The sequence below is a fragment of the Burkholderia sp. AU33803 genome, from assembly GCF_002223095.1.
Lineage (GTDB): Bacteria > Pseudomonadota > Gammaproteobacteria > Burkholderiales > Burkholderiaceae > Burkholderia.
This window is the reverse complement of record NZ_NKFJ01000006.1, coordinates 1,775,167-1,790,270: the sequence shown is the minus strand read 5'-3', so window position 1 is coordinate 1,790,270 and position 15,104 is coordinate 1,775,167. Positions and strand designations below refer to the sequence as shown.

Sequence of the window (15,104 nt, the reverse complement as noted above, 5' to 3'; positions counted from 1 at the left end):
CAGGCGGCGGCGGTGGGCGCGAGGGCGCGAACCGTCGTCGCACGCAGACACAGGAGACAAGCGATGAAACGAACTTTGCCCGGACTCGCGATGTCGGCGCTCGTGCTCGGCGCCGCGCTGTTCGCGTTTTCGCCGCGCCCGCTGCCGGCGTTCCCGGTCACGGCGATCCATGCGGACCGGCTGCAGATCAACGGGCTCGCCCGGGCCGGCGCGCGCATCGTCGCGGTCGGCGAACGCGGCGTGATCCTGCTGAGCGACGACGCGGGCGCCCACTGGCGACCGGCGTCGACCACACCCGACCAGGCATCGACACTCACGCAGGTGCGCTTCATCACGCCGACGCTCGGCATCGCGGTCGGCCACGACGGCCGGATCGTGCGCAGCGACGACGCCGGCCTGCACTGGCGCGACGTGCACATGGACCATGCGCATTCCGATCCGCTGCTGTCCTTATGGGGTGCGGCCAACGGCCCGCTGTTCGCGGCCGGCAGCTTCGGCCAGCTACTGCGCTCGGACGACGCGGGCCTCACGTGGCAGACCGTGAAGACGCCGGCCGGCGACCGTCACCTGAACGCGATCGTAGGCGACGGCCACGGCAACCTGCTGGTCGCGGGCGAGAGCGGCACGCTGCTGCGCTCGACCGACAACGGTACGACGTGGGACAAGCTGCCGTCGCCGTACGCCGGTTCGCTGTTCGGCGCGCTGATGCTCGCGAACGGCGACTGGGTCGCGTATGGAATGCGCGGCAACGTGGTGCGCAGCACCGATCGCGGCGCGACCTGGACGCACGTCGACAGCCACGTGCCGGTGTCGTACTTCGGCGCGACCCAGCTCGCCGACGGCGAACTCGTGCTGGTGGGCCAGGGCGGCGCGATCGTCGCGTCGCGCGACGGCGGGCTGACCTTCGACGTGCGCAAGCTCGGCGGCGTGCAGAGCCTCGCGGCCGTGCTCGACATGGGCCACGGCGCGCTGCTGCTCGGCGGCGAAGCCGGCGTCGCGCCGCTCGCCGGCGCGGTTGCGTCAACGCCGTCCTGACGCGCGGCCGTCCTGCTGCCTGCTCCCGTTCGTTTCGCATCGACAAGAGAATTCCATGAACGACCTGTCACGCCCCCCTGAAGCCGTTCCCGCGTCGCGCCTCGCCGCGTTCGTCGAGCGCTGCGCCGACACGATCATCCGCCGGCGCAAGCTGCTGATGCTGCTGTGCGTTGCGGTGACGCTCGCGCTCGGGCTGTCCGCGACGCGGCTGAAGCTCGATCCGGGCTTCAACAAGATGATCCCGATGCAGCACCCGTACATGCAGGTGTTCGAGCGCTATGCGGGCGCGTTCCCCGGCGCCAACACGATCCTCGTGAGCCTGCGCTGGAAGGGCGACGGCGACATCTACAACCAGACGTTCATGGACGGGCTGCGCCACGCGACCGACGACGTGTTCTTCATCCCCGGCGTGAACCGCTCGCGCGTGTTCTCGCTGTTCACGCCGAACGTCCACTACACGGAGGTGACCGAGGCGGGCTTTCGTGGCGACGTGGTCGTGCCGGGCCAGTTCTCGAGCGCGAGCCCGGACGATCTCGCGAAGGTGCGCCGCAACGTCGCGCGTTCCGGGCAGATCGGCCGCCTCGTCGGCAACGACCTGAAGTCGGCGCTGATCCGCGCGGAGCTGCGCGAGACCGATCCGGCCACCGGCAAGCGGCTCGACTACAGCGCGGTCGCGCGCCAGCTGGAGGAGATCCGCGCGAAGTACGCGAAGCAGGGCATCGACGTGAACCTCATCGGCTTCGCGAAGCTGGTGGGCGACGTCGAGAACGGCATCGCGGGCGTGATGGCGTTCTTCGCGCTCGCGTTCCTCGTGACGGCCGCGCTGCTGTTCGCCTATACGCGTTCGCTGAAGACCACCGTGCTGGCACTCGTCGTCGCGCTGCTGCCGGTCGTGTGGCTGCTCGGCGCGCTGCCGCTGCTCGGCCTCGGCATCGATCCGATGTCGATCCTCGTGCCGTTCCTGATCTTCTCGATCGGCGTGTCGCACGCGGTGCAGATGACGAACGCGTGGAAGCAGGCGCTGGTGCGCGGCGCGTCGTCGGCCGATGCCGCGCGCGACGCGTTCCGCAAGCTGTTCGTGCCGGGCACCGTCGCGCTGCTGACCAACGCGCTCGGCTTCATGGTGATCATGCGGATCAGGATCGACATCGTGCGCGAACTCGGCATCACCGCGTGCCTCGGCGTGCTGCTGATGATCGTGACGAACAAGGTGTTCCTGCCGATCCTGCTGTCGTACACGCGCCTCGAGCGCGGCACGCTGGCGCGTGCGCAGCACACGGCGGCGGCCGGCGGCAGCCGGATGTGGTCGCGCTTCGCGGTGTTCGCCCGGCCGGCACCGGCGCTCGGCGTGTTCGCGGTGGCGCTCGCGCTGCTCGCCTGCGGCACGCTCGAATCGCGCAAGCTGGAGATCGGCGACATCGGCACCGGCGCGCCGGAGCTGCGCGCGAACTCGCGCTACAACCTCGACAACGCGGCGATCACGCACCAGTACAACATCGGCGTGGACGTGCTGTCGGTGATCGTCGAGACGACCGGCTTCGACGACGCGTGCCTGCATTACCCGGTGATGAGCGCGATCGAGAAGTTCGAGATGAACATGCGCGGCGTGGCCGGCGTGCAGTCGGTGACGAGCGTGTCGTCGCAGGGCAAGGTGTTCATCGCCGCGTTCAACGAGGGCAATCCGCGCTGGGCCGCGCTGCCGCGCTCCAGCGACGGGCTCACGCAGGGTTCCAACGCGTTCGACCCCGACAACGGGATGAACACCGCGAACTGCAAGGCGATCCAGGTGCTGATCTACACGAAGAACCACGAAGGCACGACCATCGCGCACATCGTCGACGAGATCAAGCGCTTCGCGGCCGAGAACCCGACGCCGAACGTCGCGTTCCGGCTCGCGGGCGGCAACGTTGGCGTGATGGCCGCGACCAACGAGGCCGTCGGTGACGCGGAGATCGCGATGCTGCTGTCGATCTTCGGCGCGATCGCGCTGCTCTGCGCGGTCACGTTCCGCTCGTGGCGCGCGGTGCTGTGCATCATCGTGCCGCTCACGCTCGTGTCGATCCTGTGCAACGCGGTGATGGCGCGCCTCGGCATCGGGCTGAAGGTCGCGACGCTGCCGGTGATCACGCTCGGCGTGGGCGTGGGCGTCGACTACGGGATCTACCTGTACGAGCGCCTGCAGCACGACATCCGCCACGGCGCGACGCTGCCGGACGCGTTCGCGGACGCGATGCGCCAGCGCGGCACGGCGGCGCTGTTCACGGCCGTCACGATGTTCATCGGCGTCGGCACGTGGGCGTTCTCCGCGCTGAAGTTCCAGGTCGACATGGGCGTGCTGCTCGCGTTCATGTTCCTCGTAAACCTGTTCGGCGCGGTGTTCCTGCTGCCGGCGCTCGCCGCATGGCTCGGCGTCGAGCGGGCCGAGCGCCGCGTGGCGCACCGGCAGTCGCCGTCGCCGGCGGCCCCGGCATCGCTGAAGCCGTCGCCCGCGCTCGAATCCGGCAACCCGATGCGCTGACCGGCGCCCCCATTTTCCCCGCGCGCGGCCGGCCGCCGCGCGCTCTCCACAAGAGGAGTCAACCCACATGTCCGCACGCCCCTACAAGATCGAAGCCCAGCCGCTCGCACAGCGCTATGCGCGCGGCTGGCACTGCCTCGGGCTCGCCCGCGATTTCAAGGACGGCAAGCCGCACACGCTGAACGCGTTCGGCCGCAAGCTCGCCGTGTTCGCCGATTCGACCGGCAAGGTCAACGTCGTCGACGCGTACTGCCCGCACATGGGCGCCGACCTGAGCCTCGGCACGGTGCAGGGCGACCACCTCGTGTGCCCGTTCCACGGCTGGGCGTGGAGCGGCGACGGGCAGTGCGCATCGATTCCGTACTGCAAGCGGATCCCGCCGAAGGCGCGCATCGGCGCCTGGCCGACCTGCGAGGAAAACCACCTGCTGTTCGTGTGGAACGACCCGGAAGGCAACGCGCCGCCGCCGGAAGTCGCGATTCCGCGCCTCGACGTGTGCTTCTCCGACGAATGGTCGGACTGGGTCGTCGACACGATGGTGATCCAGGCCAATTGCCGCGAGCTGGTCGACAACATCTCGGACGTCGCGCACTTCGCGACCGTGCACCGCGCGCCGATCGACTATTTCGCGAACCTGTTCGAGGATCACAAGGCGACGCAGCTGATGGTCGGCCGCAGCGAGAAGCTCGGCGGCGATGCGCTGACCGCGCTGTCGACGTATTTCGGGCCGGCCGTGCACATCACGCAGATGACGGGGCAGAGCTGTGGGCAGCCGATCCACTCGGTGCTGCTGAACTGCCACGTGCCGATCGACATGAACAGCTTCGAGCTGCGTTACGGCGTGATCGTGAAGAAGGTGGCGGGGCTGACCGACGCGCAGAACATGGAGATCGCGAACGCATACGTGAAGGAGGCGCAGCGCGCGTTCTACGAGGACGTCGACATCTGGCACAGCAAGACGCGGATCGACAACCCGCTGCTGTGCGAAGGCGACGGGCCGCTGTACCAGATGCGCGACTGGTATTCGCAGTTCTACCTGGACGTGGCGGACGTGCGGCCGACGAGCGTCGCGCGCAAGGCATTCGAAATGCGGATTCGCGAAGGCGACGCGCCGCCGGCGCTGCATCACGTGTTCGAACCGCAGTAAAAACCCGGCGGGCCGGCCGAAAAAGGGGGCGCATCGAAATACCTGCCGTCGGCCGGCAACCCCCGCTGCGTAAGGCGCACCCGGCGGGGGGCTTGTGCGCCGCATCAAAAAGACTTGACGAAACGGCCACTCGCGCGTAGTGTCCGTGGTCGAAGTGTCCAAGAAGTTCGATTGCTCATCATTGGCCGCACTCCGTGCGGCGGTCGTTGGTCTCTCCCTCTTTTGATTCTTTATGTGCCCGTCGCGGGCGCATGTTCAATTATTCGTCATTTGTATTAAGGAAGTATTTGTGGATACCGGTACCGTCAAGTGGTTCAACGAAACCAAGGGCTTTGGTTTCATTTCCCCGGACAACGGCGGCGACGATCTGTTCGCCCATTTCTCGGAAATTCGCGGCACGGGCTTCAAGACCCTGGCCGAAGGCCAGAAGGTCAGCTTCGAAGTGAAGCGCGGCCCGAAGGGTCTGCAAGCGTCGAACATCACGCCGCAGTAAGTCGCATCGGCAACGGCCGCCATGCGGTGGCCGCTGCCGGATGGATTGGCGCGCAGGGCGCCGCTTGGGCGGCAGCCGGCGCGTTTCCGATGCGCACGACCGATGCATCGCGACATCCACGATGCATCGGTCGTGACGCCTCCCTCATCGCATGCGCGACCCGCGTGCGACGCAACGCCTTCGTGAAGCGCCCGTCGCTTCGCGAGCGCATCACCGCTTCAACGCATCAACCCGAGCAGACCGCCGCCATGCCGTTGCAGGCGCGGTCCCGACTTGCGCGGCGCTCCATGCGCCGCCGCCACCGACCGCCTGAACGCCGCAACGCGCCGGGCTCCGATCGCAAGACAGGCCCTGGGCCCGTCTGAACGAACCGATCCCCGGCAGCCTGCCGGCCGCCGTCCCGTTGTGGGGCACGGCGCCGGGCAGATCGCCGCGGCCGCGGTCAATTACCTTGTCTGGAGGAATTGGTTTGGCAAAAGAAGAACTGCTGGAACTGGACGGAATCGTCGACGAAGTGCTGCCGGACAGCAAATACCGTGTCACGCTGGAAAACGGCGTCGTGGTCGGCGCGTACGCGTCGGGCCGCATGCGCAAGAACCACATCCGCATTCTTGCGGGCGATCGCGTGACGCTGGAACTGTCGGTCTATGACCTCACCAAGGGCCGCATCAACTTCCGTCACAAGGACGCGAACTCCCCGCGTCCGCCGCGCACCGGCCAACCGCGCCGTTAAGCGGCAACGATCGGCGCGGGCATGCAGTACCGCCTCGCCGATCGAATCCCGTCCGGCCGACGAAGCCGGACGAACCGGGTGGACGACACATCGCGTGCCGTTCACCGGTCGCCGGCGGCATCGTCATGCCGCGGCGGCCAATCCCGCCTTCACCGGCCGCCGCGCGTGCGCAACGCTCAGGCGGCCGCGTCCCGCAGGAAATCCTCGACGATCATCGCGAAATACTGCGGACATTCCTGCATCGGGTCATGCCCGCAATTCGGTATCGTCACGAGCCGCGCGTTCGGATGCCACGCGAGGAACGTCGCCTGCATCGCTGCTGCGTCGAGCCCCGGATCCTTGTCGCCGACGATCACCAGGAAGCGCGTGTCGAGCCCGCGGATGTCGTCGACGAAATCCGTGCCGGTCAGCATGTCGAGATACGGGAGCCGGCAAGCCGGCGCCACGCGCGCGGTTCTGCCGCAGCTTCACGTCGGCCCAGCGCGCCGACAATCCCCCCGTCACGAATCGCACGAGCCGGCGAAACGCATCGTCGTTGACGGTCGTACTTGCAAGACGGCGCGCGCGTCGTCACAACACGGTTCGTATGCGACTTTACGCGCGGGCCGGGGCGGTCGTACACTCATCGGCAATTCGCGGCCCGCGCCACGGCTTTCAATCCCTTCAGCCGCTTTCAGCGGGCCGACGACCGTGCTAGCAGGACTTTCGTCGCGCGACGCCAGGAGGCGCCATGAGTGCAGACGCAGCCCCCGCATCCCCGTCGGTTCAGGACCGCATCCAGCACGTGTTCGTGCTGATGCTCGAGAACCGCTCCTTCGACCACCTGTTCGCGTTGTCGGGCTATCCCGACATCGTCGCCGCGTCGCCCGGCAACAGCAACGCGTATGGCGATGCGGTCTATCCGTTCGGCGGCGGCGCGCCCGACCGGATGCCGACCGATCCGTGCCACGAATTCACCGACGTGCTCGAGCAGCTGTGCGGCGCGGGCGTGCCGTTCGTGAAAGGGCAGCCTTATCCGCCGGTCGTCAACACCGGGTTCGTGTCGAACTACGCGACCTCGCATTCCGAAGGCACGCCGCCGCAGCCGGCCGACGCGGGCAAGATCATGCAGGGCGTCGATATCGCGACGCAGGCGCCGTCGCTGCACGCGCTCGCGAACGCGTTCGTGCTGTGCGACGCGTGGCATGCGTCGATGCCGGGGCCGACCTGGCCGAACCGCTTTTTCCTGCACGGCGCGTCGTCGGCCGGGCTCGACCATTCGCCGACCAAGGAGGAAATGGCCGGATGGGACGCGTTCGACGGCTTTCCGTATCCGAAGGGTTCGATCTTCGCCGCGCTCGGGGACGGCAACTGGCGCATCTACCAAGACCAGACCGGCGACCCGCTCGGCCACGTGCCCCAGGTCGCGTCGCTGAAGGGCATCAGCTTCTTCGACATCGACGACCTCGCGCATTTCGAGGCCGATCTCGCGGCCGGCTATACGGCGCGCTACACGTTCATCGAGCCCGGTTACGGCGACATCGTGCACGGCACTTACCAGAACGGCAGCTCGCAACACCCGATGGACGGCCTCGCCGGCGGCGACCAGCTCGCCGCGCGCGTGTACAACGCGATCCGCTATTCGCCGGTGTGGAACAGCAGCCTGCTCGTGATCTGCTACGACGAGCACGGCGGCTTCTACGATTCGGTCAGGCCGGGCGCCGCGCCGCCGCCGAACGATGGCGCGGCGGCGACGTTGAACGCGAGCGGCTTCGGGTTCGACGTGTACGGTGTGCGGGTGCCGGCGATCGTGATCTCGCCGTGGGTCGCGGCCGGGCAGGTCGACCATACGCCGTACGATCACGCATCGGTTGCCGCGACACTCGAGCGGCTGTTCGGCCTCGCGCCGCTGACGGATCGCGACCGCCTCGCGAACGACCTACTGGCGCTCGTTTCCCCGACGTGCCGCACCGACTGCCCGCAAAGGATCGGATCATGAGTACGACACCGACGTTCGACCCGCGCGATGCGTTGCCCGTGCGCGACGGCACGAGCCTGATCGCGTTTCTGCACATCCTGAAGAAAGCGCATGCGGCGCTGGTCGGCCATGACAAGGCCCATCAGCGCTTCAGCGAGATCGTGACGCGCGGCCAGGCGCGGCAATACATCGAGGAACTGATGCCGTCGCTGTTGCAGGCGCGTGAAGCGCATCGGCGCAAGCGGCATGGCGGGAAGCATCGCTGAAGTCGGCGGGCGATGCGTGATCGAGGTGACTCGATCCGCGCATCCGAAATGAAAACGGGGCCTGCGTCCCGTTTCCCGCTGCGTCAGCACGATTGCCGGCCGCTTACGTTCAGGCCGCCTCCGCCCGCGCCCGCACCATCGTCAGTGCCGCGTCCTCGATCATGTCCTCCTGCCCGCCGACGAGCCGCTGCCGCCCCAGCTCGACGAGGATGTCGCGCGCGGGAATCCCGTACTTCGCTTCCGCGCGCTTCGCGAACAGCAGGAACGACGAGTAGACGCCCGCGTAGCCGAGCGTCAGCGCGTCGCGGTCGAGGCGGATCGGCGCGTCCATGATCGGCACGACGAGATCCTCGGCGACGTCCGAGATCGCGAACACGTCGACACCCGTCTCGATCCCCATCCGGTCGCACACCGCGACGAACACTTCCATCGGCGTGTTGCCCGCGCCGGCGCCAAGGCCGGCCGCGGCCGCATCGATCCGGTTCGCGCCGGCGGCAACCGCCGCGACCGAGTTCGCGACGCCCATCGCGAGGTTGTGGTGGCCGTGGAAGCCGAGCTCCGTCTCCGGCTTCAGCGCGTCGCGCACCTGGCTGATGCGCGCGGTCACGTCGTCGGGCAGCATGTGGCCGGCCGAATCGGTGATGTAGATGCAGTTCGCGCCATACGACTCCATCAGCTTCGCCTGCACGACGAGCTGCGCCGGCGACGACATGTGCGCCATCATCAAAAAGCCGACCGTATCGAGCCCGAGCGTGCGCGCGAGGCCGATGTGCTGCTCCGACACGTCCGCCTCGGTGCAGTGCGTCGCGACGCGGATCGTGCCGACGCCGAGTGCGTGCGCCATGCGCAGATGCTCGACGGTGCCGATACCGGGCAGCAGCAGCGCCGACACCTTCGCCTGCTTGAGCTCCGGAATCACGGCGCTCAGGTACGCCTCGTCGGTATGCGCGGGGAACCCGTAGTTGACCGACGCGCCGCCGAGCCCGTCGCCGTGCGTAACCTCGATCAGCGGCACGCCGGCCGCGTCGAGCCCGCGCGCGATGTTGCGCATCTGGTCGAGTGTGATCTGGTGGCGCTTCGGGTGCATCCCGTCGCGCAGCGACATGTCGTGGACGGTGATCTTCTTGCCTGCTAGTGACATCGTGTGACTCCTCGACTCAAGCGGTGGCGGCCGTCGCGGCCAGCATCTGTTCGGCGAAACGCTCGGCCGTGGCGGCCGCGGCGGCGGTCATGATGTCGAGGTTGCCTGCATACTTCGGCAGGTAATCGCCGAGCCCTTCGACTTCCATGAAGACGGACACGCGATTGCCGTCGAACACCGGGCCGTTCTTCAGCGTATAGCCGGGCACGTAGCGTTGCACTTCCTTGACCATCGCATGCACGGACGCGGTGATCGCGTCGACGTCGGGCGGGCCGTCGGTCAGGCAATGGATCGTGTCGCGCATGATCAGCGGCGGCTCGGCCGGGTTGATCACGATGATCGCCTTGCCCTTGCGTGCGCCGCCGACCTGTTCGATCGCACCGGAGGTCGTGCGCGTGAATTCGTCGATGTTCTTGCGCGTGCCGGGGCCGACCGAGCGCGACGACACCGTCGCGACGATCTCGCCGTACGCGACCGGCTGCACGCGCGATACCGCGTACACCATCGGGATCGTCGCCTGGCCGCCGCACGTGACCATGTTCACGTTCGCCTGCGCGCTGTCGAGATGCGCGTCGAGGTTCACCGGCGGCACGCAGTACGGCCCGATCGCGGCGGGCGTCAGGTCGATCATCTTCACGCCGAGCGCGGTGAGCTTGTCGGAGTTGTCGCGGTGCACGTAGGCCGAGGTCGCGTCGAACGCGATGCGGATGTCGTCGGCGGCCACGTGCGGCAGCAGCCCGTCGACACCCTTGTCGGTGGTCTTGAGGCCGAACTCGCGCGCCCGCGCGAGGCCGTCGGACGCCGGATCGACGCCGACCATCCACACGGGTTCGAGCACCGGCGAGCGGCGCAGCTTGTAGAGCAGGTCGGTGCCGATGTTGCCGGGCCCGATCAGTGCGCATTTGATTTTCTTCATCAGGATTGTTCCTTTAGATAAAGCGGACGTCGCAGCTGCCGATGCCGGAGATGTGCATCGACAGCGCGTCGCCGGCCGTGACCGGAATCAGTTTCGCGAGCGAGCCGGACAGCACGATCTCGCCGGCGAGCAGCGGCACGTCGTACGCGGCGAGCGTGTTCGCGAGCCACGCCACCGCGTCGGCGGGGTGGCCGAGTGCCGCGTCGCCGCGACCTTGCGCGACTTGCTCGCCGTTCTTGTCGATCGTCATCTCGCATGCGGCGAGATCGAGCGTGCGCGGATCGACGCGTGCATCGCCGAGCACGTACACGCCGCACGACGCGTTGTCGGCGACGGTGTCCTCGATGCGGATCGCCCAGTCGCGGATGCGCGAATCGACGATCTCGAAGCAGGGCGTGACGGCGGCCGTCGCGGCGAGCACGTCGGTGCGGTCGATGCCGGGGCCGCGCAGGTCGCGCGCGAGAATGAACGCGATCTCGCCTTCGGCGCGCGGCGCGATCAGCGAATCGGCGGCGATCGCTTCGCCGGCCGCGTAGTGCATGCCCGACAGCAGGATGCCGAAATCGGGCTGGCGCACGTTCAGCATGTCCTGCACGGCCTGGCTCGTCACGCCGATCTTCTTGCCGACCACGGCCTCGCCGTGTTCGATGCGGCGTTCGATGAAACGCTGCTGGATGCGGTACGCGTCGTCGAGCGACAGGCGGCGCGGGCGGCTCGACAGCGGCGCGACCGGCGCACGCGCGTGCCATGCGGCGTACAGCTCGTCGCCGAGCGTCGTATGCAGGCGGGAAGACATGAAAGAGCCCTCGAGTCTCGAATGAATCGAATGGAACGGGCCGCCGTCGCGGGCGGCGTCGGGCGCCGGAGCGGAGGCTCCGGCGCGTGGGTCGCGGGCGTGCCGCGTCGGCGGGTTGCTTAGTTGCCCGAACTTCTGATCGCGTCCGGCGAGAAGTATGCCTCGTTGAACTGCGGGCTGTTGTCGAGCTTCGGCATCGGGCCTTCGTTGGTCAGGCGGTCGGCCATGTACGCGCCGGAGATCAGGTCGTGAAAGAACACGACGCCCGGGTAGAACACCTTCGCGTCATACGCGTACAGCGTCGTCGCCACGTTGGTGCGCCACAGCTGGCCGCGCGCGTCGTAATTGTCGGCGAGCAGCGTCATCCACGAATCCTCGTCGATGTACAGCACGCGCTTCGCGTACTGGTGGCGGTAGTTGCTCTTCAGCGTCGCCTGCAGCACCCACACGCGATGCAGCTCGTAGCGGATATACGACGGGTTCTCGTGGCCCTTGGTCAGCAGGTCCGCGTACTTCACCGAGCTGTCCATCGCCTTGTAGTTGTCGTACGGCACGTAGATCTCGCGCTTGCCGACGATCTTCCAGTCGTAGCGGTCGCCGGGGCCGTTGTACAGGCGGTCGTCGTCGACGGTGCGGAAGCCGCCCGGGCCCTGCGGCTGGTCGTAGCCGTACTCGGGCGCCTGGCGCACGCGCCGCGTGCCGGGGTTGTACATCCAGGTGCGCGACGAGTTGTCCGCGCCGGCCTTGTCCCAGTTCGTGAAGCCGACGATCAGCGAGCCGCGGTCGGACAGCGGCAGCTCCGTCGCGTTGCGGTAGTACGTGCGGTTGTTCAGGTCGCTCTTCACGTCGTACTTGCCGGCGTTGCGCGGCGAGTAGATGTCGTAGCGCACCTTGCCCCACGCGATGTTGCCGTCCGAGTACACGACCGCCTGGTCGTAGGTCGCCTGCTCGGCGCCGATCGCCGACGAGAAGCGCTGGTTCCACAGCAGCTCGGCGGCCGTTTTCGGGATCGGGTAGGGCACGGTCGGCGGCGCGTTCGTGAGGCCGTTCGCGTCGGAGGTCATCGTCGAATCCGGTGCGTACGTGCGGATGTCCTTGTACACGGCATCCGCGTAGCGGAAGTCGCGATGGCTCGGATAGACGTTGATCTTGAACGTCGCAGGGTAGCGCTTGAACATCGCCTTCTGGCCGTCGGTCAGGTGCTCCGCATACTGCGCCATGTTTTCCGCGGTGATCGTCGCGACCGGCTTCTCGCTCGCGAACGGATCGGGGTAGCGGCTGCCGCGCTTGTACTGCACGTCCGGCGGCGTGCCGAGCCATTTGCCCGACCATTCGGGCACGCCGCTGTCCTTGCTCGCGGCGCGCACCGCGCCCATCGGCGTCAGCGGGCCGTCGAGCGCCTTCAGGTCGTCCGGCGTGACCTTCGGGTACGACGCCGTCGCGACGACCGCGCACGCGGCCATCACCGACGCGCGCAGGAGGGGGAGATGAATGCGTTTCATATCGATCCTCATAGTGCTGAATGACGAGCGGCCGGGCCGCTCAGAAGTGGTAGGTCGCCGTGGCCAGCACGTAGTCGCGATCGGCAAGCGGGCGCGTGACCGGGTTCGGCGAGCCGAGGAACTTCGCGTAGACGAGCGACAGCTGCAGGTTGCTCAGGCGCGTGAAGGTCACGCCGGCCGTCACGCGGTGGTCGCCCTGGCCGGTCAGCGAGCCGAGCGCGCCCGCGAGCGGCGACGTACCCGTCAGGTCGTGCGTGTAGGTCAGCGGCACGTCGAGATCCCAGCCGTTGAACACGTTCTTGTAGCTGAGCGTCCACGCGATCTCCATCGCGAGCGCATTGCGCGAATTCGCGAGCGTGGTCGAGCCGTCGAGCTCGGAGATGCTGCCGGCATGCACGTACGTGAGTTCGCCGATCAGCGACTGCGAATTCGCGAGGAAGCTCGGCCCGATCGAGTAGATGCCGGACAGGTTGGTCTGCAGCACGTTCGCGCGGGTCGACTGCGGGCCGGTCGGCGTGTTGACGAGCACGGCCGCGCCCTGGCGGTACGACACTTCGCCGGCGACGTTCACCGGGCCGACCTGCGTCGAGAAGCTCGCGCCGGTCAGCTTGATGTTGCTGAAGTAGGTCTGTTGGTACTGGAGCGTCGGGAAGTAGGTCGTGACGACACTCGGGTTCATGTCGTTGTAGTGCAGGTGGTACAGGCCGAGCTCGGTGTCGCCGAGCACGCGAAAGCGCGCGCCGATCCCCCACTGGTTGCGCGCGCTCGGCTTGTCGTCGGGGCCGCGCGGAATGATCATCCCGCCCGGGCCGATGATGAACTGGGCGCCGGGGCCCGTGACGTCCGAATAGCTCCAGTACGTGCCGGGTGCGGTCAGCCGGTTCTGCTGGTACGAGAACTGGTAGTAGCCGAGCAGGCTGAAGTTCGGCGTGATCTGCCACTGCGTCGAGATCTGCGGCACCGGCAGCAGGATGTCCTTCACTTCGGCGCCGGCCATGTACGACTTGGTCGCGTCGGACGGCCCCTGTGCGCCGGCGATGTTCGGGAAGAACAGGCTTTCGCCCCACGCGACGACCTGGTCGCCGACCTTCACGTTCAGGCTCGTCGAGCCGATCCTGAACGTGTTGTACGCATACGCGGCCAGCAGCGTCGTGTGGCCGCCCGACCAGTAGCGCGCGTCGCTCGTGAAGTTGTTGTACTGGCCCGACTGGTTCACGGTGCCCGGCGCGTCGTTGTAGTTCGGGCGGCGATACGCCTGGTCGTAGAACGTGTCGGCGCGCACGAACACGCCCCAGTCGTCGTGCTTCAGGTTCACTTCGCCGAGCAGGCTGACCTGGTTCTCGATCAGCTTGTTCTTCGCGAAGTTGCGGTCGCCGTCGTCGCCGTTGATGTTCGCCGGCGTGAGGAGATTGCCGCTCGGTGCGCGGGTGCGCATGCCGAGGCCGTAACTGAGCGTGAACGTGTAGTCCAGCGTCGTGTCGGCGCCCAGCTCGATCGTGCTGCCTGCGTGTGCGCCGGGAGCGGCACACGCGAGCAGCGCGGCGGCCAGCGTCGACAGCGTGGCGGTTGCCCGCTTGTCGGTACGGCGCGAAATCCGTTGATGCATGGTGTCTCCTCTTGGGGGTATCGACGACGGTCGACTGTGTGTGTTGTCGTGAGAGGCAGAGTAGGGAGATCGCGGTAGCAGGGAATCGTCAAAATGAACTAGATGACTTCCCTAGGACTGGCAACGATTCGCACCGGACGGCTGGCCATGCGTGCATCAACGCGCGGCCGCCTGCGCGGCCGACAGGAACGCGGGCCGCTCGCCGCCGCCGTCGAGCCGCAGGTTGGCGCCCGACGTGTACGACGCGTCAGGCGACGCGAGGAACAGGCACGCGGCGGCGACGTCGTCGGGAGTCGCGAGCCGGCCGGCGGGAATCGTCGCGCGAATGGCGTCGAGCGCATCGCCGTCGCCATAGTGGCCTTCGGTGGCCGATTCCGTCTGCACGAGGCTCGGGCTGATCGCGCACACGCGCACGCGCGGCGCCCACTCGACCGCGAGCGACGTGACCGCGTTGACGAGGCCGGCTTTCGCGGCGCCGTACGCGGCCGTGCCCGGCGACGGCCGCGACGCGCTGACGCTCGCGATGAACAGCATCACGCCGCCTTCGGGCTGCGGCTGCATGAGCGCGTTCACGCGCTGCGCGAGCTGCAGCGGCGCGATCAGGTTCAGCCGCACGATCGATTCGGTGAAGCGCAGCGATGCATCGGCCGCGAGCGCGAACGGTGAGCCGCCCGCGTTGTTGACGAGCACGTCGAGGCGGCCGGCCGCCCCGCGAATCGTTGCGAGCATCGCGTCGACCTGTTCGATGTCGCGCAGGTCGGCCGCGACGAAGGTCGCCGTGCGGCCGCCGGCCGACGGCGGCGTGTCGGGCGCGCTGCGTCCGCAGACGAATACGCGCGCGCCTGCCGAGAGAAACCGTTCGGCGATGCGCCGCCCGATGCCCTTGGTGCCGCCCGTCACGAGCACCGTCTTGCCGCTGTAGTCGAATCCGTTCATCGTTGCCTCCGTTTCGGTGGGCCGATGATAGGAAGAAGCGCGCGCGGCTTCGTAGTCT

The 15,104-nt window shown here is 67.8% G+C and carries 14 protein-coding genes; 7 read left to right on the top strand and 7 right to left on the bottom strand.

Features of this window, described 5'->3' with window-relative positions; all coding sequences use genetic code 11:
* Positions 1-63: 63 nt before the first annotated feature.
* From CFB41_RS25285 to infA, 5 genes are all read left to right on the top strand, one after another.
* Positions 64-1,035: a YCF48-related protein gene (locus tag CFB41_RS25285; protein WP_089458322.1), complete on the top strand. Its 972-nt coding sequence runs from the start codon at positions 64-66 to the stop codon at positions 1,033-1,035.
* Between the two features lie 55 nt (positions 1,036-1,090).
* The gene (locus tag CFB41_RS25280; RefSeq protein ID WP_089458321.1) at positions 1,091-3,553 is read left to right on the top strand and encodes an RND family transporter; all 2,463 of its coding nucleotides are present in this window, start codon (positions 1,091-1,093) and stop codon (positions 3,551-3,553) included.
* Between the two features lie 67 nt (positions 3,554-3,620).
* Positions 3,621-4,700: a Rieske 2Fe-2S domain-containing protein gene (locus CFB41_RS25275; protein WP_089458320.1), complete on the top strand. Its 1,080-nt coding sequence runs from the start codon at positions 3,621-3,623 to the stop codon at positions 4,698-4,700.
* Between the two features lie 289 nt (positions 4,701-4,989).
* Positions 4,990-5,193, top strand: a complete 204-nt coding sequence (locus CFB41_RS25270) for a cold-shock protein (protein ID WP_006483056.1) — start codon at positions 4,990-4,992, stop codon at positions 5,191-5,193.
* A gap of 469 nt (positions 5,194-5,662) precedes the next feature.
* Entirely contained in the window at positions 5,663-5,926 is a 264-nt protein-coding gene (gene infA / locus CFB41_RS25260; RefSeq protein ID WP_011355053.1) for a translation initiation factor IF-1, read from the top strand.
* Between the two features lie 176 nt (positions 5,927-6,102).
* On the opposite strand, the gene CFB41_RS25255 is transcribed toward infA, so the two are convergent.
* The gene (locus CFB41_RS25255; RefSeq protein WP_089458319.1) at positions 6,103-6,339 is read right to left on the bottom strand and encodes an alpha/beta fold hydrolase; all 237 of its coding nucleotides are present in this window, start codon (positions 6,337-6,339) and stop codon (positions 6,103-6,105) included.
* Between the two features lie 317 nt (positions 6,340-6,656).
* Here CFB41_RS25255 and CFB41_RS25250 point away from each other — a divergent pair, with 317 nt between their 5' ends.
* A complete protein-coding gene (locus CFB41_RS25250) occupies positions 6,657-7,904 on the top strand; it encodes an alkaline phosphatase family protein (RefSeq protein WP_089458318.1) in 1,248 nt (415 codons plus the stop codon).
* Positions 7,901-8,149 (top strand): hypothetical protein, encoded by a 249-nt coding sequence (locus CFB41_RS25245; RefSeq protein ID WP_089458317.1) that lies wholly within the window; start codon positions 7,901-7,903, stop codon positions 8,147-8,149. Before CFB41_RS25250 ends, CFB41_RS25245 begins: the two co-directional genes overlap by 4 nt.
* 109 nt (positions 8,150-8,258) lie before the next feature.
* On the opposite strand, the gene dmpG is transcribed toward CFB41_RS25245, so the two are convergent.
* The 6 genes from dmpG to CFB41_RS25215 form a co-directional block, all read right to left on the bottom strand.
* Positions 8,259-9,290, bottom strand: a complete 1,032-nt coding sequence (gene dmpG, locus CFB41_RS25240; protein ID WP_089458316.1) for a 4-hydroxy-2-oxovalerate aldolase — start codon at positions 9,288-9,290, stop codon at positions 8,259-8,261.
* Between the two features lie 16 nt (positions 9,291-9,306).
* The gene (locus tag CFB41_RS25235; protein WP_046547936.1) at positions 9,307-10,206 is read right to left on the bottom strand and encodes an acetaldehyde dehydrogenase (acetylating); all 900 of its coding nucleotides are present in this window, start codon (positions 10,204-10,206) and stop codon (positions 9,307-9,309) included.
* A gap of 13 nt (positions 10,207-10,219) precedes the next feature.
* Positions 10,220-11,002, bottom strand: coding sequence for a 2-oxopent-4-enoate hydratase (dmpE, locus tag CFB41_RS25230; protein ID WP_089458315.1), 783 nt, complete (start codon positions 11,000-11,002; stop codon positions 10,220-10,222).
* 119 nt (positions 11,003-11,121) lie between these two features.
* Complete coding sequence (locus CFB41_RS25225; RefSeq protein WP_089458314.1) at positions 11,122-12,504, bottom strand: DUF1329 domain-containing protein; 1,383 nt, start codon at positions 12,502-12,504, stop codon at positions 11,122-11,124.
* Between the two features lie 40 nt (positions 12,505-12,544).
* The gene (locus tag CFB41_RS25220; RefSeq protein ID WP_089458313.1) at positions 12,545-14,110 is read right to left on the bottom strand and encodes a DUF1302 domain-containing protein; all 1,566 of its coding nucleotides are present in this window, start codon (positions 14,108-14,110) and stop codon (positions 12,545-12,547) included.
* Between the two features lie 156 nt (positions 14,111-14,266).
* Positions 14,267-15,046, bottom strand: a complete 780-nt coding sequence (locus CFB41_RS25215; RefSeq protein ID WP_089458985.1) for an SDR family oxidoreductase — start codon at positions 15,044-15,046, stop codon at positions 14,267-14,269.
* Between the last annotated feature and the right edge of the window lie 58 nt (positions 15,047-15,104).

Excerpts from the sequence above, each read along its gene's own strand:
- CFB41_RS25285 (WP_089458322.1), top strand. The coding sequence starts at position 64 with ATGAAACGAACTTTGCCCGGACTCGCGATGTCGGCGCTCGTGCTCGGC.
- dmpE (WP_089458315.1), bottom strand. The coding sequence starts at position 11,002 with ATGTCTTCCCGCCTGCATACGACGCTCGGCGACGAGCTGTACGCCGCA.
- dmpG (WP_089458316.1), bottom strand. The coding sequence starts at position 9,290 with ATGTCACTAGCAGGCAAGAAGATCACCGTCCACGACATGTCGCTGCGC.
- CFB41_RS25235 (WP_046547936.1), bottom strand. The coding sequence starts at position 10,206 with ATGAAGAAAATCAAATGCGCACTGATCGGGCCCGGCAACATCGGCACC.
- CFB41_RS25275 (WP_089458320.1), top strand. The coding sequence starts at position 3,621 with ATGTCCGCACGCCCCTACAAGATCGAAGCCCAGCCGCTCGCACAGCGC.
- CFB41_RS25225 (WP_089458314.1), bottom strand. The coding sequence starts at position 12,504 with ATGAAACGCATTCATCTCCCCCTCCTGCGCGCGTCGGTGATGGCCGCG.
- CFB41_RS25255 (WP_089458319.1), bottom strand. The coding sequence starts at position 6,339 with ATGCTGACCGGCACGGATTTCGTCGACGACATCCGCGGGCTCGACACG.
- CFB41_RS25215 (WP_089458985.1), bottom strand. The coding sequence starts at position 15,046 with ATGAACGGATTCGACTACAGCGGCAAGACGGTGCTCGTGACGGGCGGC.
- CFB41_RS25280 (WP_089458321.1), top strand. The coding sequence starts at position 1,091 with ATGAACGACCTGTCACGCCCCCCTGAAGCCGTTCCCGCGTCGCGCCTC.
- CFB41_RS25220 (WP_089458313.1), bottom strand. The coding sequence starts at position 14,110 with ATGCATCAACGGATTTCGCGCCGTACCGACAAGCGGGCAACCGCCACG.
- CFB41_RS25250 (WP_089458318.1), top strand. The coding sequence starts at position 6,657 with ATGAGTGCAGACGCAGCCCCCGCATCCCCGTCGGTTCAGGACCGCATC.
- CFB41_RS25245 (WP_089458317.1), top strand. The coding sequence starts at position 7,901 with ATGAGTACGACACCGACGTTCGACCCGCGCGATGCGTTGCCCGTGCGC.